Source organism: Leifsonia aquatica (assembly GCF_014190775.1).
GTDB lineage: Bacteria > Actinomycetota > Actinomycetes > Actinomycetales > Microbacteriaceae > Leifsonia > Leifsonia aquatica.
In genome coordinates this window covers 681,557-707,484 of record NZ_JACHVP010000001.1, presented here as the reverse complement: position 1 = coordinate 707,484, position 25,928 = coordinate 681,557, and the positions used below count along the sequence as shown (strand labels likewise).

At 71.9% G+C, this 25,928-nt stretch carries 24 protein-coding genes; 10 read left to right on the top strand and 14 right to left on the bottom strand.

Features of this window, described 5'->3' with window-relative positions; all coding sequences use genetic code 11:
* Positions 1–49: 49 nt before the first annotated feature.
* Both FHX33_RS03365 and FHX33_RS03360 read right to left on the bottom strand, forming a co-directional pair.
* Positions 50–1,876, bottom strand: coding sequence for a hybrid sensor histidine kinase/response regulator transcription factor (locus tag FHX33_RS03365; protein WP_183428162.1), 1,827 nt, complete (start codon positions 1,874–1,876; stop codon positions 50–52).
* A gap of 75 nt (positions 1,877–1,951) precedes the next feature.
* Complete coding sequence (locus FHX33_RS03360; RefSeq protein ID WP_183428161.1) at positions 1,952–2,608, bottom strand: YflT domain-containing protein; 657 nt, start codon at positions 2,606–2,608, stop codon at positions 1,952–1,954.
* Between the two features lie 57 nt (positions 2,609–2,665).
* On the opposite strand from FHX33_RS03360, the gene FHX33_RS03355 reads away from it, so the two are divergent.
* From FHX33_RS03355 to FHX33_RS03345, 3 genes are read left to right on the top strand one after another with little or no spacing between them, the layout of a single operon-like run.
* A complete protein-coding gene (locus FHX33_RS03355) occupies positions 2,666–3,988 on the top strand; it encodes a magnesium transporter MgtE N-terminal domain-containing protein (protein WP_021764483.1) in 1,323 nt (440 codons plus the stop codon).
* Entirely contained in the window at positions 3,975–4,508 is a 534-nt protein-coding gene (locus FHX33_RS03350; protein ID WP_039923341.1) for a DUF1003 domain-containing protein, read from the top strand. The genes FHX33_RS03355 and FHX33_RS03350 overlap by 14 nt, the downstream gene beginning before the upstream one ends.
* A complete protein-coding gene (locus FHX33_RS03345; protein ID WP_183428160.1) occupies positions 4,501–5,643 on the top strand; it encodes a P-loop NTPase in 1,143 nt (380 codons plus the stop codon). Before FHX33_RS03350 ends, FHX33_RS03345 begins: the two co-directional genes overlap by 8 nt.
* Before the next feature lie 15 nt (positions 5,644–5,658).
* Here FHX33_RS03345 and FHX33_RS03340 read toward each other — a convergent pair whose 3' ends face one another.
* Genes FHX33_RS03340 through FHX33_RS03330 form a run of 3 tightly spaced genes read right to left on the bottom strand, consistent with a single transcriptional unit; the run spans position 5,659 to position 8,886 of the window.
* The gene (locus tag FHX33_RS03340; protein WP_183428159.1) at positions 5,659–7,134 is read right to left on the bottom strand and encodes a pyridoxal phosphate-dependent decarboxylase family protein; all 1,476 of its coding nucleotides are present in this window, start codon (positions 7,132–7,134) and stop codon (positions 5,659–5,661) included.
* Positions 7,121–8,482: an MFS transporter gene (locus FHX33_RS03335; RefSeq protein WP_021755806.1), complete on the bottom strand. Its 1,362-nt coding sequence runs from the start codon at positions 8,480–8,482 to the stop codon at positions 7,121–7,123. The genes FHX33_RS03340 and FHX33_RS03335 overlap by 14 nt, the downstream gene beginning before the upstream one ends.
* A gap of 47 nt (positions 8,483–8,529) precedes the next feature.
* Positions 8,530–8,886 carry a twin-arginine translocase TatA/TatE family subunit gene (locus FHX33_RS03330; protein WP_183428158.1) on the bottom strand — a complete coding sequence of 119 codons (357 nt, stop codon included), beginning with the start codon at positions 8,884–8,886 and terminating at the stop codon, positions 8,530–8,532.
* 77 nt (positions 8,887–8,963) lie between these two features.
* On the opposite strand from FHX33_RS03330, the gene FHX33_RS03325 reads away from it, so the two are divergent.
* Complete coding sequence (locus FHX33_RS03325) at positions 8,964–9,596, top strand: O-methyltransferase (protein ID WP_021764148.1); 633 nt, start codon at positions 8,964–8,966, stop codon at positions 9,594–9,596.
* 69 nt (positions 9,597–9,665) lie between these two features.
* Here FHX33_RS03325 and FHX33_RS03320 read toward each other — a convergent pair whose 3' ends face one another.
* The 3 genes from FHX33_RS03320 to dapE all read right to left on the bottom strand — a co-directional run bounded on the left by FHX33_RS03320 (position 9,666) and on the right by dapE (position 12,230).
* Positions 9,666–9,839, bottom strand: coding sequence for a DUF3117 domain-containing protein (locus tag FHX33_RS03320; protein ID WP_021764147.1), 174 nt, complete (start codon positions 9,837–9,839; stop codon positions 9,666–9,668).
* Positions 9,840–9,928: 89 nt separating this feature from the next.
* On the bottom strand, positions 9,929–11,179 hold the full coding sequence (locus tag FHX33_RS03315) for a hypothetical protein (RefSeq protein WP_021764146.1): 1,251 nt from the start codon (positions 11,177–11,179) through the stop codon (positions 9,929–9,931).
* On the bottom strand, positions 11,148–12,230 hold the full coding sequence (gene dapE, locus FHX33_RS03310; protein ID WP_021764145.1) for a succinyl-diaminopimelate desuccinylase: 1,083 nt from the start codon (positions 12,228–12,230) through the stop codon (positions 11,148–11,150). Before dapE ends, FHX33_RS03315 begins: the two co-directional genes overlap by 32 nt.
* A gap of 17 nt (positions 12,231–12,247) precedes the next feature.
* Between dapE and dapD the strand changes: the two genes are divergently transcribed.
* On the top strand, positions 12,248–13,237 hold the full coding sequence (dapD, locus tag FHX33_RS03305) for a 2,3,4,5-tetrahydropyridine-2,6-dicarboxylate N-succinyltransferase (protein WP_021764144.1): 990 nt from the start codon (positions 12,248–12,250) through the stop codon (positions 13,235–13,237).
* A 30-nt stretch (positions 13,238–13,267) separates the two neighbouring features.
* On the opposite strand, the gene FHX33_RS03300 is transcribed toward dapD, so the two are convergent.
* Genes FHX33_RS03300 through pdhA form a run of 3 tightly spaced genes read right to left on the bottom strand, consistent with a single transcriptional unit; the run spans position 13,268 to position 16,748 of the window.
* Positions 13,268–14,614 (bottom strand): dihydrolipoamide acetyltransferase family protein, encoded by a 1,347-nt coding sequence (locus tag FHX33_RS03300; protein ID WP_183428157.1) that lies wholly within the window; start codon positions 14,612–14,614, stop codon positions 13,268–13,270.
* Positions 14,614–15,624: an alpha-ketoacid dehydrogenase subunit beta gene (locus FHX33_RS03295; RefSeq protein ID WP_021764744.1), complete on the bottom strand. Its 1,011-nt coding sequence runs from the start codon at positions 15,622–15,624 to the stop codon at positions 14,614–14,616. Before FHX33_RS03295 ends, FHX33_RS03300 begins: the two co-directional genes overlap by 1 nt.
* Entirely contained in the window at positions 15,621–16,748 is a 1,128-nt protein-coding gene (gene pdhA, locus FHX33_RS03290) for a pyruvate dehydrogenase (acetyl-transferring) E1 component subunit alpha (RefSeq protein ID WP_021764743.1), read from the bottom strand. The genes FHX33_RS03295 and pdhA overlap by 4 nt, the downstream gene beginning before the upstream one ends.
* A gap of 208 nt (positions 16,749–16,956) precedes the next feature.
* On the opposite strand from pdhA, the gene FHX33_RS03285 reads away from it, so the two are divergent.
* Positions 16,957–17,418 (top strand): Lrp/AsnC family transcriptional regulator, encoded by a 462-nt coding sequence (locus tag FHX33_RS03285; RefSeq protein WP_021764742.1) that lies wholly within the window; start codon positions 16,957–16,959, stop codon positions 17,416–17,418.
* A gap of 140 nt (positions 17,419–17,558) precedes the next feature.
* Here FHX33_RS03285 and FHX33_RS03280 read toward each other — a convergent pair whose 3' ends face one another.
* Together FHX33_RS03280 and FHX33_RS03275 are read right to left on the bottom strand one after the other, a co-directional pair.
* Entirely contained in the window at positions 17,559–19,853 is a 2,295-nt protein-coding gene (locus tag FHX33_RS03280; protein ID WP_039923538.1) for a polyribonucleotide nucleotidyltransferase, read from the bottom strand.
* A 267-nt stretch (positions 19,854–20,120) separates the two neighbouring features.
* Positions 20,121–20,879, bottom strand: a complete 759-nt coding sequence (locus FHX33_RS03275; protein WP_338092015.1) for a fructosamine kinase family protein — start codon at positions 20,877–20,879, stop codon at positions 20,121–20,123.
* Between the two features lie 41 nt (positions 20,880–20,920).
* On the opposite strand from FHX33_RS03275, the gene FHX33_RS03270 reads away from it, so the two are divergent.
* The 3 genes from FHX33_RS03270 to FHX33_RS03260 all read left to right on the top strand — a co-directional run bounded on the left by FHX33_RS03270 (position 20,921) and on the right by FHX33_RS03260 (position 24,283).
* A complete protein-coding gene (locus FHX33_RS03270; RefSeq protein ID WP_183428155.1) occupies positions 20,921–22,135 on the top strand; it encodes a GAF domain-containing protein in 1,215 nt (404 codons plus the stop codon).
* A gap of 169 nt (positions 22,136–22,304) precedes the next feature.
* Positions 22,305–23,888, top strand: coding sequence for an acetaldehyde dehydrogenase ExaC (gene exaC / locus FHX33_RS03265; RefSeq protein WP_021758811.1), 1,584 nt, complete (start codon positions 22,305–22,307; stop codon positions 23,886–23,888).
* An 8-nt stretch (positions 23,889–23,896) separates the two neighbouring features.
* On the top strand, positions 23,897–24,283 hold the full coding sequence (locus FHX33_RS03260; RefSeq protein WP_021758809.1) for a DUF779 domain-containing protein: 387 nt from the start codon (positions 23,897–23,899) through the stop codon (positions 24,281–24,283).
* Here FHX33_RS03260 and FHX33_RS03255 read toward each other — a convergent pair.
* Positions 24,261–24,683, bottom strand: coding sequence for a VanZ family protein (locus tag FHX33_RS03255; RefSeq protein WP_021758807.1), 423 nt, complete (start codon positions 24,681–24,683; stop codon positions 24,261–24,263). The genes FHX33_RS03260 and FHX33_RS03255 overlap by 23 nt on opposite strands.
* Positions 24,684–24,701: 18 nt before the next feature.
* Here FHX33_RS03255 and FHX33_RS03250 point away from each other — a divergent pair, with 18 nt between their 5' ends.
* Positions 24,702–25,925, top strand: a complete 1,224-nt coding sequence (locus FHX33_RS03250) for a low temperature requirement protein A (protein ID WP_246396865.1) — start codon at positions 24,702–24,704, stop codon at positions 25,923–25,925.
* Positions 25,926–25,928: the final 3 nt, after the last annotated feature.

The window sequence follows — 25,928 nt, the reverse complement described above, 5'->3', positions numbered from 1 at the left end:
GGGGAGTTCCCCCATCCCGGCGGTAGGGATTCCCCGCAGAGGGCACCGGTCAGCGGCGGGCAGCGAGGACCGTGCGGTTCGCCGCGCCGGTCTTGCGCAGCAGCGCGCCGACGTGCTTCTCGACGGTCTTGACCGAGATGTGCAGGGTGGCCGCGATCTGCTTGTCGGGCATCCCCTGCTCGACGAGCGCCCGCACCTCCCGCTCGCGCGCCGTCAGAGGTTCGTCGCCTCCGGTCAGCGAGACGGCGAACCGGCTGAGGAACTCGGGGCTGAGGAGGAGGTCGCCTCGCGCCGCCGCCACGACCGTCCGCGCGATCGCGGCGGGGTCGGCGGTCGCCTCCACGAACCCGGCCGCGCCGACCCGGGTGCCGCCGAGCAGCCGGTCGTCGGCCACCGAGCCGATCAGGAGCACCACCCGGGCCTCGTCGTCGGCCGCGCGCAGGTAGGAGGTCAGCTGCACCCCGTCCACGTGCGGGAGGTCGAGATCGGCGAGCACCACGTTCGGGCGCAGGAGGTCGTACGCCTCCACCGCCGACTGCGCGTCGGCGACCTCGGCGACGACCTGGATGTCCGGTTCCGCGAGCGCGAGCGACCGCACCAGGCCGGAGCGGATGAGCGGGCTCGCGTGGGCGACGAGCACCCGCCAGCGCGCGTGCTCATGCTCCCGGGCGGCCGCGGCGACCGGCAGTTCCGCCCGCACACGCGTGCCCCACTGCGGCGTCGACTCGATGTGGATGCTGCCGCCGAGGTGCTCGGCCCGTGCCGCGAGCCCCTGGAGGCCGAGCCCGCGGAGCGGTCGGCTCGGCGCCTTCGCGAGGCCGCCGACGTCGAAGCCGCGCCCGTCGTCCTCGATGAGGGCGGTCACCTCGCGCTCCCCGTAGACGATCCCGACGCGCACCTGGCGCGCCGAGGCATGCTCGACCACGTTGGTCAGCGACTCCTGCACGATCCGGAAGAGCTGGCGCACGGTCTCGGGCGCGAGCGGACCCGGCTCCCCCACCACGACCAGACGCGTGGACAGTCCGGCGGCGGACTCCGCCCAGGCCAGCTCGAGCCCGATCGCCTCGCCCAGCGACCGGCCGTCCAGCTGCTCGGGACCGAGCCCGAGCACCGTCCGCTGCGTCTCGCTCAGCGCCGAGCGCGCGGCGCGGCGGGCCTGGGTCAGCGCCGCGCGCGGATCCTCGCCGGCGGCCGTCCGCCGCTCGGCCTCGTCCAATCGCAACAGGATGTCGGCGAGCCCGCGGCCGACCGTGTCGTGGACGTCGCGGACGACACGCTCGCGCTCCGTGGCGACGGCGGCCTCCTGCGCCCGCTCCGCCGCGACCGCGTGCAGGCGGGCGTTCGTGATGGCGATGCCCGCGTGGGCGGCGAAGCTCTCGATCAGCTGGGCCTCTGGACCGCTGAACCGGCGGCCCGGATCGCGGCTGAAGACCACCAGAGCGCCGATGATCGCGCCGTTCCAGCGGATCGGCACCCCGATCGTGGCGTGCAGCAGGTCGCGGTCGGCACCGTCGATGTGCCCGCCGCGCACTTGGGCGTACTCGTCGAACACCACGGTCCCGCGCGCCCGGACGACTTCCCCGGTCACGCCCTCGTCCAGCGGGAACGTCGCGCCCGAGCGGCAGCCGACGCCGAGGTCTGCATCCTTCCGGTAGGTGCCGGATGCCTCGTCGACGGTGCAGATCGACCCGCTGTCGCAGCCGAGAAGCTCGAGGGTGTGGCGGAGGATGCGCTCCAGGAGCGGCCCGAGCGCGAAGTGCCCGGCCAGGTCCTCCGCCAGGGCGGCGAGGGTGTCGAACGGCGCGCTCAGCCGCGGGGCGGGCGCGACGGAGTCGCGGGTCGTGCGGGTGTTCGGGTCCGGGTCTGCGGCTTCCATGCGGTCCTCATCGACGTCGACGGCGATGCCGTCTCCATCATGCGCCCGCGCGAGGGCGCGCCGCCACCCCGGGGATCAGGCCCGCGGAGCGGGTGGCGCCGTCGGGTCCTCCGGGCCGTCCACCGGCGGCTCCGGCTCGACCGGCGGCTGCGGCGCGGGCGGCTGCCACGCGCTCGGCGGGTCGCTGGGGTGCGGGGCGGCCGGCGGGTCGCTCGGGTGCGCGGCGGCGGCCTGGGGCTGCTCCGTCGGCCGCCCGTCGAGCAGGTTGCGCGCGCGGTTGCCGAGGTCGCCGTCGACCAGGACCGAGTAGCTCGTGGCGATCACCTGCATGACCGAGGTGTAGTCCTTGCGACGCCGGTTGATGGCGTACGAGACGATGCCGAAGAGCATCCCGAAGCCGGCGCCGATGAGCACGGCGGCGATCACGAAGGCGAAGCTGACCGTCGGGGAGAAGATCACGAGCAGCAGCCCGAAGAAGATGCCGAGCCAGGCGCCCGAGGCCGCACCGGCGAGCGCGACGCGCCCCCAGGTGAGCTTGCCGGTCACGCGCTCGACGCTCTTGAGATCGCTGCCGATGATGGAGACCTTGTCGACCGGGAAGTCGGCGCGGGCGAGCACGTCCACCGCCTCCTGGGCGGCGGGATAGCTGTCGAAGGTCGCGACCACCTCACCGCGCGGGAGGGTCGGGAACAGGATCCGGTTGCGGCCGCCGAGAGGGCTTGGGGAGCTCATCGCCCCATTGTTCCATTCTCACGGCCCCTGCGGCGGGAAGGGCATAGGTTTATACACGTGAGTAGCACCAGGATCTTCGTCGCCCGGCTGGCCGGGACCAGCGTCTTCGACCCGGTCGGCGACCGGGTCGGGCGCGTGCGCGACGTGCTGGTGGTCTACCGCAAATCGGATCCGCCGACGGTCGTCGGACTGATCGTCGAGATCCCCGGCAAGCGCCGCGTCTTCGTCTCGATCGGACGGGTCACCAGCATCTCCCCCGGCCAGATCATCACCACCGGCCTCATCAACGTGCGGCGGTTCGAGCAGCGCGGCGGGGAGGTGCGCGTCATCGCGGAGCTCCTCGGCCGCAAGGTCGACTTCGCCGACGGCACCGGCGAAGCCACCATCGAGGACGTCGCCATCGAGGAGTCCCCCACCGGCGAGTGGGCGGTCGGCCAGCTCTTCGTGCGTCGCCCCAAGACGGGTTCGTCCCCGTTCGGCAAGGGACCGACCACGTTCGTGTCGTGGAACGAGGTGCGCGAGCGCCTCCGCGGCGGGGAGGCGCAGTCGGCGGAGCAGCTGATCGCCACCTACTCCGAACTGAAGCCGGCCGACCTCGCGAACACGCTGCTCGACCTTCCGCCCCAGCGGATGCTGGAGGTGGCGGAGGAGCTCCCCGACGACCGCCTGGCCGACGTGCTCGAGGAGATGCCCGAGAGCGAGCAGGTGCAGATCCTCACCAAGCTCGACGACGACCGCGCCGCCGACGTGCTCGACCAGATGGAGCCGGACGACGCCGCCGACCTCATCGCCCAGCTCTCCGACGAGCGCGGCGAGCACCTCCTGGAGCTGATGGAGCCGGAGGAGGCGGAGGACGTCCGCATGCTCCTCAGCTACGCGCCCGACACCGCCGGCGGTCTGATGACGACCGAGCCCATCATCGTGTCGGCCGACGCCACCGTCGCCGAGGGCCTCGCGCTCATCCGCCGCCACGAGCTCGCCCCCGCCCTCGGCGCCGCCGTCTGCGTGACGCTGCCGCCCTACGAGTCGCCGACCGGCCGGTTCCTCGGCATCGTGCACTTCCAGCGGATGCTGCGCTACCCGCCGCACGTGCGTCTCGGCACCCTGCTCGACCCGAGCCTGGAGCCGGTCACCGCCGACACCTCCGCGGCCGAGGTCTCGCGCATCCTGGCCAGCTACAACCTCGTCTCGGTCCCCGTGGTCGACGACAAGCACCGACTCGTCGGGGTGGTGACCATCGACGACATCCTCGACTATCTGCTCCCCGACGACTGGCGGAGCCAAGACGAGGACGAGCCCGTGAAACGCACGGCCTCGTCCGACGAGACCGGCAGCATCCCGATCGTGAACGGAAGGAGGGGTTCGAATGGCACGAGGTAAGCAGGACACCCGTCTCGATGCGCCGAAAGGTCTGCGCACACCCGTCCTGGGGTCGTCGTCGCGACGTGGGCGGGCCGAGCAGAGCGACCGCTTCGGACGGTTCACCGAGTGGATCGCGCGCGCCATGGGGACGCCGTGGTTCATCCTCGGCCTCACCGTCTTCGTCGTCGCCTGGATGGCGTGGAACACCCTCCTCCCGACCTCGTGGCGGTTCGACTCCGCGGCGCTCGGCTTCATCGCCCTGACCCTGGTGCTGTCGCTCCAGGCGTCGTACGCCGCGCCGCTCATCCTGCTCGCCCAGAACCGGCAGGACGACCGCGACCGTGTGCAGATCGAGCAGGACCGCCAGCGCGCCGAGCGCAACCTGGCCGACACGGAGTACCTCGCCCGCGAGGTCGTCGCCCTGCGGCTCGCGGTCAAGGACATGGCGACGAAGGACTTCATCCGCGCCGAGCTGCGCGCCCTGCTCGAAGACCTCGAGGAGCGGGACGCGGAAGAAGGCGAGACGACCCGTGCCTGAGCTGGCGGACGCCGTCGGGCGTGCGCTGGCCGCCGTGCTCGACCCCGAGATCCGCAAGCCCATCACCGAGCTGGACATGGTGGGTGGGGTGGAAGTCGCCCCCGACGGGCACGCGACGGTCGGCATCAAGCTGACGATCGTCGGCTGCCCGGCCGCCGACGCGATCGAGCGGGACGTGCGCGCCGCGACCGCGAGCGTCCCCGGGGTGACGGACGTGACCGTCGACGTCTCCGTGATGACCCCGGCCGAGCGCCGCGCCCTCACGGAGCGCCTGCGCGGCGGCAAAGCCGAGCGGACCGCTCAGTTCGGCCCGGACTCCCTCACCCGCGTCTACGCCGTCACGAGCGGCAAGGGCGGCGTGGGCAAATCCACCGTCACCGCGAACCTGGCGGTGGCGCTCGCGGAGCGCGGGCTGCGCGTCGGCATCGTCGACGCCGACGTGCACGGCTTCTCGATCCCCGGCGTGCTCGGGATGACCGACGAGAACGGCGTCGCGCCGCGGCCGACCCGGGTGGACGACATGATCCTCCCGCCCGTCGCCTACGGCGTGAAGGTCGTCTCGATCGGGATGTTCGTCGACTCCGCGTCCGCGGCGGTCGCCTGGCGCGGCCCGATGCTGCACCGGACCATCCAGCAGTTCCTCGGCGACGTGTTCTTCGGCGACCTCGACATCCTGCTCCTGGACCTCCCGCCGGGCACCGGAGACGTGGCCATCTCAGTCGGGCAGCTGCTCCCCCAGGCGGAGGTGCTGGTGGTGACGACTCCCCAGCCCGCCGCAGCCGACGTCGCCGAGCGCAGCGGCGTCGTCGCCCGGCAGACCGGCCAGAAGGTCGTCGGCGTGATCGAGAACATGGCGGGCCTGGTGCAGCCCGACGGCAGCATCCTCGACCTCTTCGGCAGCGGAGGCGGAGCGGAGGTCGCCCGCCGCCTGTCGGCAGGCCAGGACGAGGAGGTGCCGCTGCTGGCCTCCGTGCCGCTCAGCATCCCGCTGCGCGCCGGCGGGGACGTGGGCGCGCCGATCGTCGTGACCGACCCCGCCGATCCCGCGGCGGCCGCGATCCGCGCCGTCGCCGAACGGCTCGCCACCCGCGCGCGCGGTCTGTCGGGCCGCAAGCTCGGGCTGAGTCTCAAGTAGCGCGCGACCCGGCGGCTAGACCGGCTCGACGATGCGGGCCAGCAGTTCGACCAGCAGGCGCTCGGTGAGCGGGCGGGGCAGCGCCTCGATGAGAGCGAGCAGCGGAGCCTGCTCGTCGGGGAGCCGCCCGTCGCCTCCCCCGCCGATCCCCACGGCCTGCAGCACCGCTGCGGCCGTGTCGGAGTCGAGCGGCCCGTCGGCCAGCCCCGGCGGGAGCGCGCCGAGAAGGCCGGACGGATCGACCGGAGGCACGCCGCGCACCTCGTCCGCGGAGGCGCGCAGGGCGGCCTCCAGCTCGTCCAGACGGCTGCCGGTGACCGGGGTGATCGTGAGGTGGGTCGTGTGCGGGAGGTGCGTGCCGTCCTCCTGTGTCAGGCCGGGCTGCAGCTGGAGGTGCCAGCCGCGCAGGCGGGCGCGGTCGGCCCAGTGATGCGGGTCGACGCGGCGGTCGGCGGACACGGAGTCGTCGCTGGTCACCGCGAGCAGCGGCCCGGTCGGCGTGCCGAGCACGCGCAGTCCCTCGATGTCGCCGATCAGGTCCGCGATCGCGGCCGTCGAGCGCAGGCAGGATTCGCCCAGCTCGGCCAGCCCGCGAGCACCCAGGGCCTGGGTGATCGCCCACGATGCGGCCAGGGCCGCAGCGGACTTGGAGCCGAGGAGCGTCGGGTTGACGACCGGATAGCCCGGCCAACCGGTCGTGGCGAAGTACTGCAGGCGCTGGCGGTCGCGTCCGCGCTGGAGCAGCACGCTCGCACCCTTCGGCGCGTAGCCGAACTTGTGGAGGTCGGCCGAGATGCTCGTGACGCCCGGCACGCGGAAGTCCCACAGCGGCAGGGCATCCCCGTCGGCACCGCGCCAGAACGGCAGGATCCAGCCGCCGATGCAGCCGTCGACGTGCAGGGCGACGCCGGCCTCTTCGCAGGCGGCGGCGACGACCTCGACCGGGTCGAGCGTGCCGAACGGGTAGGAGGGCGCGGAGACGACCACGAGCGCGACGTCCGGACCCAGGCGGTCGAGGAGGCGGTCCGGGTCGATCACGCCGGTCTCCGGGTCGACGGGCACCAGGTCGAGCGCGAGGTCGAAGTACTCGGCGGCCTTCTGGAACGCGGCGTGCACCGTGACCGGCGCGAGGAGCCGCGCTCGGCCCTCCCCGCCCGCGGCGCGCCACGCCTCCCGCGCGGTCTTGACCGCGAGGAGGCACGACTCGGTGCCACCCGAGGTGACCGAGCCGACCACGTCGTCGCCCCCGTGGAGCAGCTCGCGCGCGAAGCCGATCACCTCCCGCTCCATCACGGCGACGGAGGTGAAGGTCGTCGGATCGAGGCCGTTCACCGGCTGCACGAGCCGCATGGCCTCGGCGGCCAGCTCGTCGATCTCGGCGACGCCCGAGTCGTACACGTAGCTGAGCACGTGGCCGCCGTGCGTCGGCGCGTCGGCCGAGCGCAGGGCGGCGAGACGGGCGAGGACCGCCCTGGCGTCAAACGAGACCATCGATGTCGTCCTTCCGGAGGCGGTAGCGGCCGAGCGGGATGAGGCTGAGGGCGAGCAGGACAGCGGGCACCGCACTGAACGCGAGCACGATGCCGGCGACGGCCGGGGCGGGCTGCGTCGCCCCGGCCACGAACTGGGTGGGGTCGGAGGAGCGCACGACGTAGCCCGTCACGGCGAGCACCACGGTGAGCACGGTCGCGCCCAGCGCCATCCCCGTCGTCTCGCCCGCGGTCCACATCCCGCCGAACGTCCCCGCGCGGCCCGGCCCGTTGCGGCGCGCGTCGTGCGAGATCACGTCGGGCAGCATCGCCATGGGCAGGGACTGCATGCCGGCGTAGGCGGCACCCGCCACGGCCACGGGGAGGTAGACCCAGGCTCCGGGCGCCCAGAGCAGGGCGACCATCGAGAGGGCGGCGAGCCCGAAGAGCACGCTCGCGGCGATGAAGCCGCGCTCCTTGCCGACGCGCCGGGCGACGACGCCCCACAGCGGCGTGACGACGAGGGCCGGTCCGATGAGGGCGAGGAAGAGGAAGGTGACGGCGTCCTCGGAGTGCAGCACCCAGGTCGCGACGTAGTTCGCCCCGGCGAGCATGAGGCCGGTGGCGAGTCCCTGCAGCAGGAACGTGAGCAGCAGCGCCCGGAACGGCTGGCTGTCCCGCAGCACGCGCACGCCGGCCGCATAGTTCGTGCGCAGTGTCACGAGCACCGACTCGCGGGGAGGGGCGACCGCGGCCGGAGCGTGCCGCGGCGCCACGAAGGCCGAGATCAGCATCCCGCCGCCGATGACGACGCCGGCGATGAGCGCCATGACCGGGTAGCCGCCGAGCGAGCGGAGCGCCGGTCCGCCTGCGCCGAACAGCAGGATCGCGAACGTCAGAACGACCACCCGCCAGGTGAGGAGGCGCGTCCGCTCGTCGTACCCGCCGGCCAGCTCCGCGGGCAACGCGATGTACGGCACCTGGAACAGGCTGAACGACGTGGCGGTCAGTACGAAGGCGATCAGGACCCAGGTCGCGGCGACACCCTCGGGCATCCCGGCCGGCACCGCGAACGTCAGCAGGAAGAACACCGGAAGCGTGGCCGCGCCGAGCACCATCATCGCCCGGCGGGATCCGCGTACGGCGAGCATCCGGTCGCTGCGGGCGCCGATGACGGGGTCGATGATGACATCCCACACCTTGGCCACGGTCACGACGACGCCCGCCACCAGTGCGGCGACGCCGAGGCTGTCCGTCAGGTAGTAGACGAGGACGAGACCGGGGAGCGTGGAGAAGCCGCCGGTGCCGAGCGAACCGATGGCGTAGCGTGCGACCGTCGGCCGGGTGAGCGTCTGCTCCGATGCGATCATGTCGGAATCGTATTGGATGCGCGGCCCGCGGGCCGCCGCGACGCGGGCTAGGTGGATTCGGCGTCGAACGGCGGCACGGCGCCGGCCGGGAGGGCGCGCTGGGCGGCCGCTGCGGGACTCGCCGGCTTGATCGAGCTCGTGGGGGCGGGGGCGTCCTCCAGGAGGGCCTCGCGGATGATCCGGCGCGGGTCGTACTGGCGCGGGTCGAGCTTCTTCCAGTCGACCTCGTCGAACTCCGGGCCCATCTCCTCGCGCATCCGCGACTTCGCGCCGTTCGCGAAGTCACGCAACGAGCGCACGAACTGGCCGAGCTTGCCGGCGTACAACGGGAGGCGTTCCGGACCGATGACGAACGCCGCGATCACCGCCACGATGAGCAGCTTGTCAAAGGTCAGTCCGAACACGCATCAAGAGTATCGCGCCGGGCTTGCGCGGATGCTGGGTCGGCGGGCCGTATCCTGGACCGGAGGCAAGGAGCACTGTGTCAGACAAGGACTCGAACTGGAGATTCTCCGACGACGTGATCGTCGAGAGCGACGTGATCGCGCGGGCGCGCCAGCAGTCGCTGGAACTGGGAGTCGAGCCGATCGCCCCCAGCACCGGCGCGCAGGCGGCCATCGTGGTGGCCGCGACGGCCGCCGAGAACATCGTCGAGATCGGCACCGGGGTCGGGGTGTCCGGGCTCTGGCTGCTGACCGGCGGCGCGAACGCGCAGCTCACCTCGATCGACCAGGAGCTCGACCACCAGCAGCACGCGCGCGCCTTCTTCACCGAGGCCGGCGTCGCATCGAACCGCGTGCGCCTCATCACCGGCCGCGCGCTCGACGTACTCCCCCGGATGAACGAGAACTCCTACGACATCGTCTTCATCGACGCCGACCCGCAGTCGGTCATCGAGTACGTGGAGCACGGTCTGCGTCTCGTGCGCCCGGGCGGCACCGTCCTGGTCGCGCACGCCCTGTGGCGCGGCCGCGTCGCCGATCCCGCTGCACGCGACGACGTCGCCACCGGCTTCCGCACCCTCATCACCGAGACCGCGCGCTCCGGGGCCGTGATCAGCGCGCTCTCCCCCGCAGGCGACGGCCTGCTGCAGCTGACCAAGCTCGCGCCGTAGACACATCCCAGAAACTACGAACGGACCCTGAGCATTCAGGGTCCGTTCGACGTGTTACGTGTTATTCGTTCAGGAGGCACTCACGACGCTCGCGAGAGCATCGTGCAGTTCTTTGGCTTCCGCGTCGTTGACGGAGACGACCAGGCGCCCCCCACCTTCGAGCGGGACACGCACGATGATGAGCCGTCCCTCCTTCACAGCCTCCATTGGCCCGTCCCCGGTCCTCGGCTTCATGGCCGCCATGCAGCTCCCCTTTCGTGGATGTCCCCCTATTATCCGACATCCGCGGCGACCTGTGGAAATCGGCACCCACCCCGAGCGGGTGCCACGGGTCACGGCGGCGACCAATCCGCGCCGTCGACGCCCCAGCAGATCGCGATCCAGCCGACCTGCATCGCCAGGAACAGCACGACCAGCGTGACCCGGTAGACGCGGCTCCGCGGCAGTGCCAGCGCGCCCAGCAGCGGGAAGAGCGGCATGAGGAGGCGGAACGTGCTCGACTGCGGGAAGAACACCGCGAAGAGGTACACCGAGTAGGCGATCACCCAGAAGAGCAGGTCGGGACCGAGTTTCCGGACCGCCGGCGAGAAGAGCACCACGGCGTACAGGGCGACGATGACGACGAGCACGACGATGCCGATCCAGCCCGGCAGGCCGAGCATGACGGTCGTCCACCACTCGGCCCCCTGGAACCACGCCGCGAACGGGACGAGGTGCTGGTAACCGATGTACGCCGCGCGCCAGGCGAGCTCGGTGTCGGTGTAGGCCGTCCACGACCCCGTCGCGATACCCGCGATCGCCGGCCAGGCGAGACCCGCGAGGCCGCTGAACACCGTCAGCGACACGCTCAGGACCCGCTCGCGGACCGGGAAGGGGTCGTCGCGGCGGCGCACCCAGCGGTACACGACGTGCAGTCCCAGGGCGAGCGCGAAGGCGAGGCCGCTCGGCCGGGTGAAGGCCATCACGAGCGTCACCGGGAACAACCAGCCGTACCGGCGGTCGACGAGCAGGAGCAGGGCGACGGCCAGCAGGAGGAGCTGCAACGACTCGGCGTACGCGAGCTGGAAGAGCGGGGACACCGGCGCGACGCAGAACAGCACGACGGCGAAGAGCGTCGTCGACTCGGACAGCCCGACGCGCCGGAGCAACCGATGCAGCACGAGAGCGGCCCCGGCAGCGCAGACGACCGACACGAGGACGGCTGCCGGCGCCCAAGAGAGCCGCGTCACGAACATCACGGCGTCGACGACGCCCGGGTACACGGGCATGAACGCCCAGGCGTTCTCGGTGACGTGCACGCCGTCGGTCGGCAAGGACGCCGGATAGCCCGACACCGCGATGATGTTGTACCAGAGCCCGTCCCAGATGGTCGCGAACGAGAAGTAGTCGGGCTTCGGGCCCGTCCACGGGTTCTGCCCCTGGTTGGCCGCGAAGATCAGCAGGACGACGGTCGTGAAGACCCTGCTCGCGACGAAGATCGCGAGCACCCGGACCCACCAGCGGGTCCACCATGAGCCGGGCTGCGCCGCGGAGTGGACCGCGGCGGCCTCGTCAGCGGGCGCCGGAGCCGGTGAGCCAGGCACGGAGTCCGGCCTCCACGGCCACGATCTGCTCGACGTCGACGCGCTCGTCGTCGGCGTGGGCCTTCAGCGGGTCGCCGGGGCCGTAGTTGACCGCGGGGATCCCCATCGCGCTGAACCGAGCGACGTCGGTCCAGCCGTACTTCGGCTTCGCGACACCGCCGACGGCCGCGACGAACTCCTGCGCCAGGGGCGCGTCGAGCCCGGGGCGGGCGCCGTCGGCCCGGTCGACCACGGTGATCTCGTAGTCGCCGAACAGCTCGTGCATGTGGTCGATGGCCTCCTGCGAGCTGCGGGAGGGGGCGAACCGGTAGTTGATGTGCACCATGCACTCGTCGGGGATGATGTTGCCCGCGATGCCGCCGGTGATGCCGACCGCGTTGAGGCCCTCGCGATAGACGAGGCCGTCGACCTCCACCTCCCGCGCCTGGTACGCGGCGAGGATGTCGAGGATGGGCGCCGCCTTGTGGATGGCGTTGTCGCCGACCCAGCCGCGCGCCGAGTGCGAGCGCAGGCCGTAGGTGCGCACCTCGACGCGGAGGTTGCCGTTGCAGCCGCCCTCGACGACACCGTTGCTGGGCTCGCCCAGGATGGCGAAGTCGCCGGTGAAGAGGTCGGGGCGGTTGCGGGAGAGCCGGTTGAGCCCGTTGAGCTCGGCGTTGACCTCTTCGTGGTCGTACCACATCCACGTCACGTCGATCGCGGGGTCGGTGAGCTCGGCGGCGAGCTTCAGCTGCACGGCTGTGCCGGCCTTCATGTCGACGGTGCCGCGCCCCCAGAGGTAGGTGACGCCCCCCTCGGTCTCGAAGCGCGTCGGGAGGTTGCCGTTGAGCGGGACGGTGTCGATGTGCCCCGCGATCAGGGCGCGACGCTCACGACCGAGGTTCGTGCGGGCGACGATCGTGTCGCCGTCGCGGATCACCTCGAGGTGCGCGAGACCGGAGAGCGCCTCCTCGATCGCGTCGGCGAGCTCCTTCTCGTTTCCGGACACCGACTCGATGTCGCAGATCTGGCGGGTGAGGTCGGTGGAGGTGGCGGTGAGGTCGAGAGGCACCCTACTAATCTAGAGCCATGCCTTCCGAGATTGCTGACGAGTCCGCCGCGCCCGCCACCTCCCGCACCGCGTGGGGCTACGGACTCGCGACCGTGGCCGGCGACGGCACCGTCCTCGACACGTGGTTCCCGTCGCCGCAGCTCGGCCGCATCCCGGCCGGCCGCGAGCCCTGGATCGCACCGGCCGAGCTGGAGGCCCTGGCCGGCGAGGACGCCCGCCGCAACGTGCGCATCGACACCGTCACGGTCGAGATCGACCTCGACGCCGCACCGGCCTCCACCCCGGACGCGTACCTGCGCCTGCACCTGCTCTCGCACCTCCTCGTCGCGCCCAACACCCTGAACCTCGACGGGATCTTCGGCCACCTGCCGATCGTCACCTGGACGAACGCCGGCCCGGTGCTCCCGGCCGACTTCGACCGCTTGCGTCCCGCGCTCCAGCGCGCCGGCATCCACGTCACGGGCATCGACAAGTTCCCGCGCCTGCTCGACTACGTCACGCCCGACCGCGTGCGCATCGCGGACGCGTCGCGCGTGCGCCTCGGAGCGCACCTCGCGCCGGGCACCACCGTGATGCACGAGGGATTCGTCAACTTCAACGCGGGGACGCTCGGCTCCTCGATGGTCGAGGGCCGCATCTCCCAGGGCGTCGTCGTCGGCGACGGCTCCGACATCGGCGGCGGCGCGTCCATCATGGGCACCCTCTCCGGCGGCGGCACCCAGCGCGTCGCGATCGGCGAGCGCGCCCTGCTCGGCGCCAACTCCGGCATCGGCATCTCCATCGGCGACGACTCGGTCGTCGAGGCGGGCCTGTACGTCACCGCCGGCACCAAGGTCGTCGTCGTCGACGCCGCCCCCACTGCCGACGGGCGCCCGCAGACCGTGAAGGCCGTCGAGCTCTCCGGCGTGCCCGGGCTGCTGTTCCGCCGCAACTCGGTCTCCGGCGCCGTCGAGGTGCTGCGCCGCGCCGGCTCCGGCGTGGAGCTCAACGCGGCGCTGCACGCGTAGCCGCCCCTCCTCGGCGACGCGCCCCTCCGATCAGACGAACGCGAGAACCGACGCCGGGTCGCTCAGGATGCGACCGAGGTCGGCGAGCAGCACCGACGCCTGCTGACCGTCCACGATCCGGTGGTCGAACGACAGCGCCAGCGTGAGCACGTCGCGCAGCGCGATGCCGCCGTCGTGCTCCCACGGCTGACGGCGCACCGCACCCAGCGCCAGGATGGCGGCCTCCCCCGGCGTCACGATCGGCGTGCCCGCGTCGACGCCGAAGACACCGACGTTCGTGATCGTGATGGTGCTGCCGGAGAGGTCGGCGGGAGCCGTCCGGCCGGAGCGCGCCGTCTCCGCGAGGGTGCGGATCGCGCCGGCGAGGTCGGCGAGCGGGAGCAGGTCCGCATCCCGCACGACCGGGACGAGCAGCCCGCGCGGCGTTGCGGCGGCGATGCCGAGATGGACGGCGCCCGACTGCACGATCTCCTGCGCATCGTCGTCCCACCGCGCGTTCACCTCGGGAGTGCGCCGGATCGCCAGGCACAGGGCCTTCGCCACCACGGTGAGGAGCCCGGGACGGGCCTCGCCGTCCGCGGTGCGCGCGCGCAAGCGCTCGACGAGCGCGGACGTCGCGGACACGTCGACCGTGAGGAACACGGTGGCCTGCGGCGCCGAGAACGCGCTGCGCACCATCGCCTCAGCCGTCGCCTTGCGCACCCCGCGGATCGGGATGCGCACGTCGCCGCGGCCAGTGTCCACCGCAGCGGTCGACGTCGCGGACACGGGAAGGCGGTGCGATCCACCCGCCGTCGCCGGACCTCCCGTCGCCACGGCGTCGAGATCCTGACGCGTGATCAGGCCGCGCGCTCCGGTCCCGGTCACGGCGCTGAGGTCGATGCCGCGCTCGCGGGCCAGCTTGCGCACCGGCGGGGTGGCGCGGGGGCGCTCGGCCAGGGCCGTCGCCGTGGCCGCCTGCGCGGCTGCGGGCGCTGCCTCCCGTGCCTGTTCGACCGGGGCCAGGCCGGGACGCGCCCGACGTGCGGGCCGGGTCGTCGCATCGGGCCGCGCGCCGTAGCCGACCAGCGTCGGCTCGGGCGCGTCGGCGCGATCGTCCGCGCCGTCCGGAGCGCCCGCAGGCTCGGGCTCCGCTCCCGCCACCTCGAACGCGACGAGCGGCTCCCCCACCGCGACCGTCACCCCCGGTTCGACATAGAGGCGCGACACGCGACCGTCGTACGGCGCGGGCAGCTCGACGAGCGCCTTGGCCGTCTCCACCTCCGCGATGATCTGGTTGAGGTGGACGCTGTCGCCGACCGCGACCTTCCAGCTCACCAGTTCCGACTCGGTGAGGCCCTCGCCGAGATCCGGCAGGGCGAAATCCTTGACCGCCATCAGTCCTCCACCCCCGAGAGCGAGTTCGGCCGGTCCATGACGCGGTCGATGCCGTCCAGGATGCGGTCGAGGTCGGGCAGGTGCGCCGACTCCAGCCGGGCGGCCGGGTAGGGGATGTCGTGCCCGGTGACGCGCACGGGCGCGTGCTCGAGCTCGTAGAAGCAGCGCTCCGTGATCGACGCCGAGATCTCCGCCCCGAGCCCACCGGACAACGCCGCCTCGTGCGTCACCACGAGCCGGCCGGTCTTGCGCACCGAGGCGACGACCGTGTCCAGGTCGAGCGGCGACAGCGAGCGCAGGTCGATCACCTCGACGGAGACCCCCTCGTCGCCGGCCGCCACGGCCGCATCCCGGGCCAGCTGCACCAGGCCGCCGTATGTCACCAGGGTCACGTCGCCACCGGTCGCCATGACGCGTGCGGTACCCATCGGGCGCGCGTCCGCCAACGGGGCGGCCTCGTCCACCTCGCCCTTGGCGTGGTAGCGGCGCTTGGGCTCGAAGTAGAGCACGGGGTCGTCGGAGGCGATGGCCTGCTGGATCAGCGTGTACGCGTCCTGCGGATCGGAGGGGCTCACCACCCGCAGCCCGGCAGCGTGGGCGAAGTACGCCTCGGGCGAATCGGAGTGGTGCTCGGCCGCGCCGATCCCGCCGGCAAAGGGCACCCGGATCGTAATCGGCATGCGCACGGCGCCGTCCGTCCGGTAGTGCATGCGCGCCACCTGGCTGACGATCTGGTCGAACGCGGGGTAGACGAACCCGTCGAACTGGATCTCGACCACCGGGCGATAGCCGCGGTACGCCATCCCGACCGCGGTGCCCAGGATGCCGGACTCGGCCAGGGGCGAATCCATCACCCGGCGTGGGCCGAACTCGGTCTGGAGGCCGTCGGTCACCCGGAACACGCCGCCGAGCGTGCCGATGTCCTCCCCCATCAGCACCACATGCGGGTCGCCCGCGAGCGCCTTGCGCAGCCCGGCGTTGATGGCCTTCGCCATCGTGAGGGTGGTCACCGTCCGTCACCCCCGACGAACGTGCGCAGGTAGCGGGAGTAGTGGTCGCGCTGACGGGCGATCCCGGTGTGCGGCTCGGCGTAGACGTTGTCGAAGACCGTGAGCGGCTCCGGGTCGCGCAGGGCGAGGCAGCCCGCGCGCATCTCCGCGGCCACGGCGTCGGCCTTGGCATGGATGCTCGTGAGACGCTCCTCGTCGAGGCGGCCCTGGGCGTCGAGGTACGCCTCGACCCGGGAGATCGGGTCACGGCCGCGCCACTCGTCCAGCTCGGACGGGTCGCGGTAGCGGGTGGGGTCGTCCGCCGTGGTGTGCGGGCCCATCCGGTAGGTGACGGCCTCGATGAACGTCGGACCGCCTCCCGAGCGGGCGCGGTCGAGGGCGGCGCGGGAGGCCGCGAGCACCGCGAGCACGTCGTTGCCGTCGACGCGGATGCTCGGCACGCCGAACCCCGGGGCGCGCTCGGCGATCGGCCGCTGCGCCTGCAGCCCGACCGGCTCGGAGATCGCGTACTGGTTGTTCTGACAGAAGAACACGACCGGGGCGGCGTAGGTCGCGGCGAAGATCAGGGCCTCGCTCACGTCGCCCTCGCTGGTCGCGCCGTCGCCGAAGTAGGCGACCGCGACGGCGTCGGTGCCGTCGGCCTGGATGCCGAGCGCGTATCCCGTCGCGTGCAGCGTCTGGGCGCCGATGATGACCTGCGGGGTCGCCATGTTGATGTCGTACGGGTTCCAGCCGCTCTGCGCCGTGCCGCGCCACACGCGCAGCAGATCGACGAGTCCGGCGCCACGGCAGTAGGCGACGCCGTGCTCGCGGTAGCTGGAGAAGACGAAGTCGTCGGAGCGCAGCGCGCGTCCGGAGCCGATCTGGGAGGCCTCCTGGCCGAGCAGCGGCGGCCAGAGGCCGAGCTCGCCCTGACGCTGGAGAGCGGTGGCCTCCGCGTCGATGCGGCGGATGACCACCATGTCCTCGTAGAGGTCGAGCAGCTGGTCGGGGCCGATGTCGGAGACCCACGCGTCGTACCGGTCGTCGCTCAGCCGCTCCCCCGTCGGCGTCAGGAGCTGGACGGTGTCGGCTCCCGCGGGGAGTCGCACGTCGTCGAGGCCGCCATCGCGGCCGAGGTGCACACCAGGCTGATTGTCGATCGTCACGGTTCACGCAACCTTCACTCTCATGCCCGGGGCGGCTCGCTCGTGACGGGCCGCTCCGGCCTCCGGCCCCTTTGCCGGAATTAATCGGAAGGCTACGCTGTGCGATCAGGACGCACAACCAGCGGCGTGTCGACCGTGCACACTGCCCTATTCACGGCGTGGCCGCGGTGCTACCTTTCACACTATGCGCACGTTCGACAGCACAGACCGCCGCATCCTCGTCGCCCTCGCGGACGACCCGCGGTCGACCAACGTCTCCCTCGCCGACCGCCTCGGGCTCAGCCGGAACACGGTCCAGGCGCGCCTCGCCGAGCTCGACCGCAGCGGCGCGTTCCTGTCGTTCGAGCGACGCATCGACGCCCGCGCCGCCGGCTATCCGCTGGCCGCCTACGTGACGGTCCACGTGCAGCAGCAGCTGCTCGCCGCGATCGTCGAGCACCTCACCGGGATCCCGGAGATCGTGGAGGCGCACGGCCTCTCCGGGTCCTCTGATCTGCTCCTGCGCGTGCTGGCGCGCGACGCGGAGGACCTCTTCCGCATCACCGGCGCCATCCAGTCCACCGAGGGCGTCGTCCGCGCCGAGACCTCGCTCGACATGGGCGAGCTCATCCCGTTCCGCCTGCGCCCCCTCCTCACCCGCGACTGACCCGCGCCGAGACGGCGAACTGTCCGCCGCCTCGGCGCATACGCGTGCACTTCGTGCCGCCTCGGCGGCCGGGAACGCGCGAAGGCCGCGTCGACCAGAGGGTCGGCGCGGCCTTCGTGTGCTGGATCAGCGAGCGGGGATCAACCCTCCGCCGGCTCCGAGGGGCCCTCGGAAGCGGCGTCGCGGCCGTGCGTGTCGGCCTCGTCGGCGATCACCGGGGCGAGCGAGAGCTTGCCGCGGTCGTCGATCTTGGTGATCTCCACCAGGATCTTCTGGCCGACGCCGAGCACGTCTTCGACGTTCTCGACGCGCTTGCCACCGGCGAGCTTGCGCACCTCGGAGATGTGCAGCAGGCCGTCCTTGCCCGGCAGGAGCGAGACGAACGCACCGAACGCGGCGATCTTGACGACGGTTCCGAGGAACTGCTCGCCGATCTCCGGGTTGGTCGGGTTCGCGATCGCGTTGACCTGGGCGCGTGCGGCCTCGGCCGACGGACCGTCGACGGCGCCGATGTAGACGGTGCCGTCCTCCTCGATGGAGATGTCGGCGCCGGTCTCGTCCTGGATGGCGTTGATCGTCTTGCCCTTCGGGCCGATCAGCTCGCCGATCTTGTCGACCGGGATCTGGACCGAGATCACGCGCGGCGCGGTCGGGGCCATCTCGTCCGGCGCGTCGATCGCGGCGTTGAGCACGCTCAGGATGGTCGTACGAGCATCCTTCGCCTGCGTCAGCGCACCCGCGAGGACCTCCGAGGGGATGCCGTCGAGCTTGGTGTCGAGCTGGATCGCGGTGACGAACTCGCTCGTGCCGGCGACCTTGAAGTCCATGTCGCCCAGCGCGTCCTCGGCGCCCAGGATGTCGGTGAGGGCCGCGTAGCGGGTCTCGCCGTCGACGACGTCGGAGATCAGGCCCATGGCGATGCCGGCGACCGGGGCGCGCAGCGGCACACCGGCGTTGAGCAGCGACAGGGTGGAGGCGCAGACGGAGCCCATCGACGTCGAGCCGTTGGAGCCGAGAGCCTCGGACACCTGGCGGATCGCGTAGGGGAACTCGTCGCGGCTCGGCAGCACCGGCACGAGGGCGCGCTCGGCGAGGAAGCCGTGCCCGATCTCGCGACGCTTCGGCGAACCGACCCGGCCGGTCTCACCGGTCGAGTAGGGCGGGAAGTTGTAGTGGTGCAGGTAGCGCTTCTTGGTGACCGGCGACAGCGAGTCGATCTGCTGCTCCATCTTGAGCATGTTCAGCGTGGTGACGCCCAGGATCTGGGTTTCGCCGCGCTGGAAGATCGCCGAGCCGTGGACGCGCGGGATGACCTGCACCTCGGCGTCGAGCGGACGGATGTCAGTCAGGCCGCGGCCGTCGATGCGGATGCCCTCGCGCAGCACACGGCCGCGCATGACCACCTTCGAGACGGACTTGTACGCCGCCGAGAACTGGGTGAGGACCTCGGCGTCCAGGACGCCCGCCTCCACCTTCTCGGTGAGGGCCGCCTTGACGCGGTCCTTGAGGGCGTCGTCGGCGTTCTGGCGCTCGATCTTGTCGGCGATCTGGTAGACGTTCACCAGCTCGTCGTAGGCGAGGCCGGCGACGTTGTCGTAGGACTCCTTCGAGTAGGGCAGGAACACCGGGTAGTCGGCGATCGCCTTCGCGGACTGCTGCGCGATGACGTTCTGGGCGCCGACGAGCTGGCGGATGAAGGGCTTCGCCGCCTCCAGGCCCTGTGCGACGACCTCTTCGTTCGGCTTGACGGCGCCGCCCTGGATGAGGTTCCAGCTGTGCTCGGTGGCCTCCGCCTCGACCATCATGATCGCGACGTCGCCCTCGGAGCCGTCCGCGTTGGTGAGGACGCGGCCCGCGACGGTGAGGTCGAAGACGGCCTCCTCGAGCTGCGAGGCCTTCGGGAAGGCGATCCACTGGTCGGCGTGCTGGCCGTTGCCGGGGATGAGCGCCAGGCGCACACCCGCGATCGGGCCGGAGAACGGCAGACCGGAGATCTGGGTGGAGGCGCTGGCCGCGTTGATCGCGAGAGCGTCGTAGAACTCGTCCGGGGCGATGCTCAGGACGGTGATGACGATCTGGACCTCGTTGCGGAGACCCTCGACGAACGAGGGGCGCAGCGGACGGTCGATCAGACGGCAGACGAGGATCGCCTCGGTCGAGGGGCGGCCCTCACGACGGAAGAACGAGCCGGGGATCTTGCCGGCGGCGTAGGAGCGCTCCTCCACGTCGACGGTCAGCGGGAAGAAGTCGAAGTTGTCCTTCGGGTGCTTGCTGGCGCTCGTCGCGCTCAGCAGCATCGTCTCCTCGTCGAGGTACGCGGCCACGGCGCCCTGCGCCTGCTGGGCGAGGCGTCCGGTCTCGAACCGGACGGTGCGGGTGCCGAAGCGGCCGTTGTCGAGCACGGCTTCGGCGAATTTGATTTCGGGACCTTCCAAGAGGTCTTTCTCCTTTGTTTAACGTCGCGGCCCCGTGTGGGCGCGACTCTCCAAGGAGCGAGCAGGCAGATCGACACGTCCGACGTGTACGCGGCATCCCATGCGGGTGCGTGGGCTGAGCCCGTCTGGCCATCAGTAGAAATACACGGCTGCGCTCGTCGCGCATCCGGATACCACCACCGAGGACCAGCTCCTGCCAGCCTGCTCCGGCGGCCGGCACACAGCCGACCACGAGCATCCTATCAGTCGCACCCCGCCGAGCGGCGGTCAGAGCGCCAGCGTGGCCCGCGCGGCCTCGGCGAGCGCCCGCCCGTACGCCGCGCCGTGGCCGGCGGCGTGCACCGCGAGGGGGTGCAGCTGGTGCAGCGGGATGCGCTCGCGCCAGCCCGGCCGCAGCGGGCGCGCGGCGTCGTAGCCGGCCAGCACGTCGTCCAGGAACGGGAGGCCGAAGAGCACGAGCATCCCGAGATCGGTCTCGCGGTGGCCGCCGTGCGCGGCCGGGTCGATCAGGATGGCGCCGTCGGCCGCCCAGAGCACGTTGCCGTTCCAGAGGTCGCCGTGGAGGCGCGCGGGAGGCTCGCCGTCGTCGAGCTCGCCCGAGGCGACGCGCTCCACCGCCTCCCGGATGACGGGGAGCTGGGCGGCCGTGACTCCCCCGACCTCCACCGCGATGTCGAGGTACGGCTGCACGCGGTCCCGGGCGTAGAAGCGGCCCCACGACGTCTCGTGGGCGATGGGCAGCGGGCGGCGGCCGATGTAGAGCGGGCCGTCCCAGCCGTCCGGCGGTGCGCCGAACGCGGCCGCCCCGGATGAATGCGTCGCGGCGAGCGCCGCGCCGAACGCCCGAGCGTCATCGGCGGTCGGCCGCGACTCGGCGATGCGCTCCAGCTCGATGCGGCCGGGCTCGACGGAGGCGACGCGGACGATGCGCGCGCCTCCCTCGCCCTCGGCCGCGGCGAGCCAGCGGAGACCCGCCGCCTCCGCCTCGAAGAACCGGTCTGGCGCGTCGGGGTGCTCCTTCAGGATCGTCTGCACCCGTTCCACGGTACCCGGCGTACGATCTGCGCATGGACGAGGGAGTCTCCCGGCGGGTGCGGCCGGTCGTCGGCGCATCGTGGCAGCGGGCCGAGCAGGCGCGGCTCGATCCCGAGCGGATCGTCGCTCCGCTCCTCCTCGACGGTCCGGGCCTCGAGGACGCGCGCCGCTCGCATCCCATCGCCGCGGCCCTCCCCGTCATCCGTCAGCTGCTGGTGCGGGAGGCCGAGCAGGACAGCCGCGTGGTCGTCGCCGTCGGGGACGCGCGCGGCCGGCTGCTGTGGGTCGAGGGCGATCCGGAGCTGCGCCGTCAGGCCGAGGGGATGCTGTTCGTGCCGGGCGCGGCCTGGGCGGAGGGCGACGTCGGCACCTCTGCGCCGGGGACTGCCCTGGCGATCGGGGGTGGGGTGCAGATCCGCGGGGACGAGCATTACGCGTTCGAGGTGAAGCCGTGGAGCTGCACCGCCGTGCCGGTGCGGGACCCCGAGACGGGCGAGATCATCGGGGTGCTCGACGTGACCGGAGGCGACCAGGTCGCCGCGCCGCACGTGCTGCCGATGCTGGAGGCGACCGTCGCAGCCGTCGAGCGGGAGCTGCTCATCGAGCGGTTGCGGGAGTCGAGCGCGCGCGGCCGCAGCCGTCGCGAACGACCGCGACCGGCCATCCCGTCGCTGCGGATCCTGGGCCGGGACACCGGCGAGCTCACCGGCACGAACGGCCGGTCGGGCACGCTGAGCAGCCGGCACAGCGAGCTGCTGACCCTGCTCGCCTGGCACCGCGAGGGCCTGTCCGCCGAGCGGCTCGCCGAGCTCGTCTACGGCGACGCCGCCAGCACCGTCACGCTGCGCGCCGAGATGGTGCGGCTGCGCCGGGTGCTCGCGTCGCTCGCTCCCGAGCTCGGACCTCTCGCCCGCCCGTACCGGCTCGCGGCTCCGCTCGAGACCGATATCGGCGGGGTCGTCGACCTGCAGCGGCGCGGCGCGCACCGCGCGGCGGTCGCGGCCTACGGCGGCGGCCCGCTCCCCGGATCCGCTGCGCCCGGGCTCGAGGAGCTGCGGGACGACGTCGTCGCCCGGCTGCGGGAGGCGCTGCTCGAGTCGGGCTCCGCCGACCTCCTGATCGCCTGGGGCGAGACCGAGCGCGGCGCCTTCGACGACGAGATCTGGCGCGCCGCCCTGCACGCGCTGCCGCCGCACTCCCCGCGCCGCGCGCAGGTCGTCGCGCGCCTCCTCGCCCTCGAGTCCTGACCTCGCGCCGACATTCGTGCCGAATGTCGTGATTGGCGAGTTCAACGCCCACATTCGTGACGAATGTACAGAGGGCAGGCGCGTGCAACGGGATGCAACGTTGCGCTGCGTAGCGTCGGACGCGACGGTGCGCGATGGACGCGCGCCGCGCGAGTCAAAGGAGACTTCGATGACGTTGAGCCCCGAGCAGACCGCCGCCCAGGAGGCCCAGGAGGCCGCGAAGGAATCGCCGAGCGTCTACGCGCAGCCCGGCACCGACGGGTCCGTGGTCAGCTACGCGAACCGGTACGACCACTACATCGGCGGCCGCTACGTCGCTCCCGCCGGCGGCCAGTACTTCGAGGACATCACGCCGGTGACCGGCCGTCCGTTCACCGAGATCGCCCGCGGCACGGCCGCAGACGTGGACCGCGCCGTCGAGGCCGGCTGGGCCGCCTTCCCCTCCTGGAGCACGACCTCCGTCGCCGAACGCGCCCTCATCCTCACCCGCATCGCCGACCGCATGGAGGCGAATCTCGAGCTGCTCGCCGTCGCCGAGACCTGGGAGAACGGCAAGCCGGTGCGCGAGACGCTCGCGGCCGACATCCCGCTCGCGATCGACCACTTCCGCTACTTCGCCGGAGCGATCCGGGCCCAGGAGGGCGGGATCAGCGAGATCGACCACGACACGATCGCCTACCACTTCCACGAGCCGCTGGGCGTGGTCGGGCAGATCATTCCGTGGAACTTCCCGATCCTGATGGCGACGTGGAAGCTCGCGCCCGCGCTCGCGGCCGGCAACTGCGTCGTGCTGAAGCCGGCCGAGCAGACGCCCGCCTCCATCCACGTGTGGCTGGACCTCGTGCGCGACCTGCTCCCGGACGGCGTGCTCAACATCGTGAACGGCTTCGGCTTCGAGGCCGGCGCTCCGCTCGCCTCCCACCCGCGCATCCGCAAGGTCGCGTTCACCGGAGAGACGACCACCGGGCGCCTGATCATGCAATATGCGAGCGAGAACCTCATCCCGGTCACGCTGGAGCTGGGAGGCAAGAGCCCGAACGTGTTCTTCGAGGACGTCGCCGCCGAGCACGACTCGTTCTACGACAAGGCCCTGGAGGGCTTCTCGTTCTTCGCGCTCAATCAGGGCGAGGTCTGCACCTGCCCGTCGCGCGCGCTCGTCCAGCGCTCGATCTACGACGGCTTCGTCGCCGACGGCCTGGAGCGCGTCAAGCGCATCAAGCAGGGCAACCCGCTCGACGTGTCGACGATGATCGGCGCGCAGGCGTCCAACGACCAGCTGGAGAAGATCCTGTCGTACATGGACATCGGCAAGCAGGAGGGCGCCAAACTCCTCATCGGCGGCGAGCGCGCCGACCTCGGCGGCGACCTGGCCGGCGGGTACTACGTGCAGCCGACGGTCTTCGAGGGCCAGAACTCGATGCGCATCTTCCAGGAGGAGATCTTCGGACCGGTGCTCGCGCTGACCAGCTTCAGCGACTTCGACGACGCGATCTCGATCGCCAACGACACCCTGTACGGCCTGGGCGCCGGCGTGTGGAGCCGTAACGGCGCGCAGCTCTACCGCGCGGGCCGTGCCATCGAGGCCGGCCGCGTCTGGTCGAACACCTATCACCAGTACCCGGCGCACGCGGCCTTCGGCGGCTACAAGCAGTCCGGCATCGGGCGGGAGAACCACCGCATGATGCTCGACCACTACCAGCAGACGAAGAACCTGCTCGTCTCGTACGCCGACGGCCCCATGGGCTTCTTCTAGGAGTCGCGATGACGGACCCGCACGAGACGCGGGTGGATGTCACGGCCGCCGCAGCGGACATGCTGCGGCGGCTGGCCGCCACCCACGGACCGCTCATGTTCCACCAGTCCGGCGGCTGCTGCGACGGCTCCTCGCCGATGTGCTTCCCGGTCGGGATGTTCCGGGTGGGCGCCTCCGACGTTCACCTCGGCGATCTCGACGTCGACGGGATCGACCCGGTCAGCGTCTACATGTCGGCGTCGCAGTTCGAGTACTGGAAGTACACCCACCTCACGATCGACCTGGTCGACGGCCGCGGCAGCGGTTTCTCGGTGGAGGCGCCCGAGGGCAAGCGGTTCCTGATCCGGTCCCGGATGCTCACCGACACCGAGCTCAGCGCGTTCGGGCTCGTCTGACCCGGGCGGCCGAGGCCATCAGCACGATCGCGATGCCCACGACCGTGCCCAGCGTGTTCGCCAGCAGGTCGCGCGGGTCGCTGAAACGCGCAGGCAGGAACAGCTGCACGAATTCGATGGTGAGGGTCGCGACGACGCCGAGCGCGAGCGCGAGCCACCAGTGCTCGCGGCCGAGCAGCAGCGTCAGCAGCACGCCCATCGGCACGAACATGACGATGTTCGCGCTGAACTCGACGACGTCGTAGGTCACCCAGGCCAGCAGCGGGGTGTCGGCGAACAGCGCGAGCAGCGAGGTGAGCAGGCGGTTGCCGTGCGGGTCCGGCGGGAACGGGTTCAGCGTGATCCACGCGACGACGAGCAGGTACACGGCGGTGACGGCGGCGAGGACGCGACGGGGCATCCTCCTATGCTTGCGCACATGAGCATCGCGTTCCGCATCCCGATGTCCGGTCGCTCGACGGAGGAGCGGCACCGCGTCTCCAGCCCGCTGGAGCTGCTCTTCGATCTGACCTTCGTGGTCGCGATCGCGCAGGTCGCCTCCCAGCTCGCCCACGCCGGCGAGGAGGGGCACGCGCTCGAGAAGCTCGGCCCGTACCTGATGGTGTTCTTCGCCATCTGGTGGGCGTGGATGAACTTCACCTGGTTCGCCTCCGCCTACGACACCGACGATGTGCCCTACCGGCTGATGACGCTCGTGCAGATGGGCGGCGTGCTGGTGCTCGCCGCCGGAGTGCCCGCCGCGTTCGCGCAGTCGGATTTCACGGCGATCATCGTCGGCTATCTGATCATGCGACTGGCCCTCGTCGGGCAGTGGGTCAGGGCCGCGATCGAGCACGCCGACGGCCGCACCACGGCCGTGCGGTACGCGAGCGGGGTCGCCGCGGTGCAGGTGCTGTGGGTCGCCTGGGGCTTCCTGCCGCCCGGGATGCGCCCGTGGCTCTTCCTGCTCGGCGTCGTGCTGGAGCTGTCGGTGCCGCTGTGGGCGGAGCGGACCGGGATGACCTCCTGGCACCCGCACCACATCGCGGAGCGCTACGGGCTGTTCACGATCATCGTGCTCGGCGAGTCCGTCTCGGCCTCCGCCATCGGTGTGCAGAAGGGGCTGGCCGCGCACGGCGTCTCCGCCGCCCTGGTCGCCATCGCGATCGCCGGCCTCGTGCTGCTGTTCGCCCTCTGGTGGCTGTACTTCCTCGAGCCGGCGGCCGAAGGGCTGGAGAGCAAGCGAGGGCGCTCCTTCTACTGGGGGTACGGCCACTACTTCGTGTTCGCCGCGCTGGCGGCGCTCGGCGCGGGGCTGGAGGTCGCGGTGCAGGCGGGGGCGGGGCACCACGCCGCGTCCGACGCGGCCGTCGGGTACGCGGTCGCCATCCCGGTCGCGGTGTTCCTGCTCATGCTCTACGTGCTGCACGCCCCGCTGGTGCCGGAGGTCGTCATCCGTCCGCTCAAGACCGCGGCGGCGATCATCCTCGTGCTGGTGCTCCCCCTCGCGTCGCCGCTCATCGGCCTGGTGGGTGTCGTGATCGGGATCGCCGTGGTCGCGGCCGCGCTCGTCGCGGCGACGCTGGTCGACCGGGCGATCGCCGCGCGCGCGACCATGGACGCGGGGCACGCGCCGGACGGACCCGTCGAGCCGACCGCGTAGCCG

What these genes read in the sequence shown, in the direction of transcription:
- FHX33_RS03365 (WP_183428162.1), bottom strand. Translation starts at nt 1,876, where the DNA reads ATGGAAGCCGCAGACCCGGACCCGAACACCCGCACGACCCGCGACTCC.
- FHX33_RS03360 (WP_183428161.1), bottom strand. Translation starts at nt 2,608, where the DNA reads ATGAGCTCCCCAAGCCCTCTCGGCGGCCGCAACCGGATCCTGTTCCCG.
- FHX33_RS03350 (WP_039923341.1), top strand. Translation starts at nt 3,975, where the DNA reads ATGGCACGAGGTAAGCAGGACACCCGTCTCGATGCGCCGAAAGGTCTG.
- FHX33_RS03340 (WP_183428159.1), bottom strand. Translation starts at nt 7,134, where the DNA reads ATGGTCTCGTTTGACGCCAGGGCGGTCCTCGCCCGTCTCGCCGCCCTG.
- FHX33_RS03335 (WP_021755806.1), bottom strand. Translation starts at nt 8,482, where the DNA reads ATGATCGCATCGGAGCAGACGCTCACCCGGCCGACGGTCGCACGCTAC.
- FHX33_RS03320 (WP_021764147.1), bottom strand. Translation starts at nt 9,839, where the DNA reads ATGGCGGCCATGAAGCCGAGGACCGGGGACGGGCCAATGGAGGCTGTG.
- dapD (WP_021764144.1), top strand. Translation starts at nt 12,248, where the DNA reads ATGCCTTCCGAGATTGCTGACGAGTCCGCCGCGCCCGCCACCTCCCGC.
- FHX33_RS03300 (WP_183428157.1), bottom strand. Translation starts at nt 14,614, where the DNA reads ATGGCGGTCAAGGATTTCGCCCTGCCGGATCTCGGCGAGGGCCTCACC.
- FHX33_RS03285 (WP_021764742.1), top strand. Translation starts at nt 16,957, where the DNA reads ATGCGCACGTTCGACAGCACAGACCGCCGCATCCTCGTCGCCCTCGCG.
- FHX33_RS03270 (WP_183428155.1), top strand. Translation starts at nt 20,921, where the DNA reads ATGGACGAGGGAGTCTCCCGGCGGGTGCGGCCGGTCGTCGGCGCATCG.
- exaC (WP_021758811.1), top strand. Translation starts at nt 22,305, where the DNA reads ATGACGTTGAGCCCCGAGCAGACCGCCGCCCAGGAGGCCCAGGAGGCC.
- FHX33_RS03260 (WP_021758809.1), top strand. Translation starts at nt 23,897, where the DNA reads ATGACGGACCCGCACGAGACGCGGGTGGATGTCACGGCCGCCGCAGCG.
- FHX33_RS03255 (WP_021758807.1), bottom strand. Translation starts at nt 24,683, where the DNA reads ATGCCCCGTCGCGTCCTCGCCGCCGTCACCGCCGTGTACCTGCTCGTC.
- FHX33_RS03250 (WP_246396865.1), top strand. Translation starts at nt 24,702, where the DNA reads ATGAGCATCGCGTTCCGCATCCCGATGTCCGGTCGCTCGACGGAGGAG.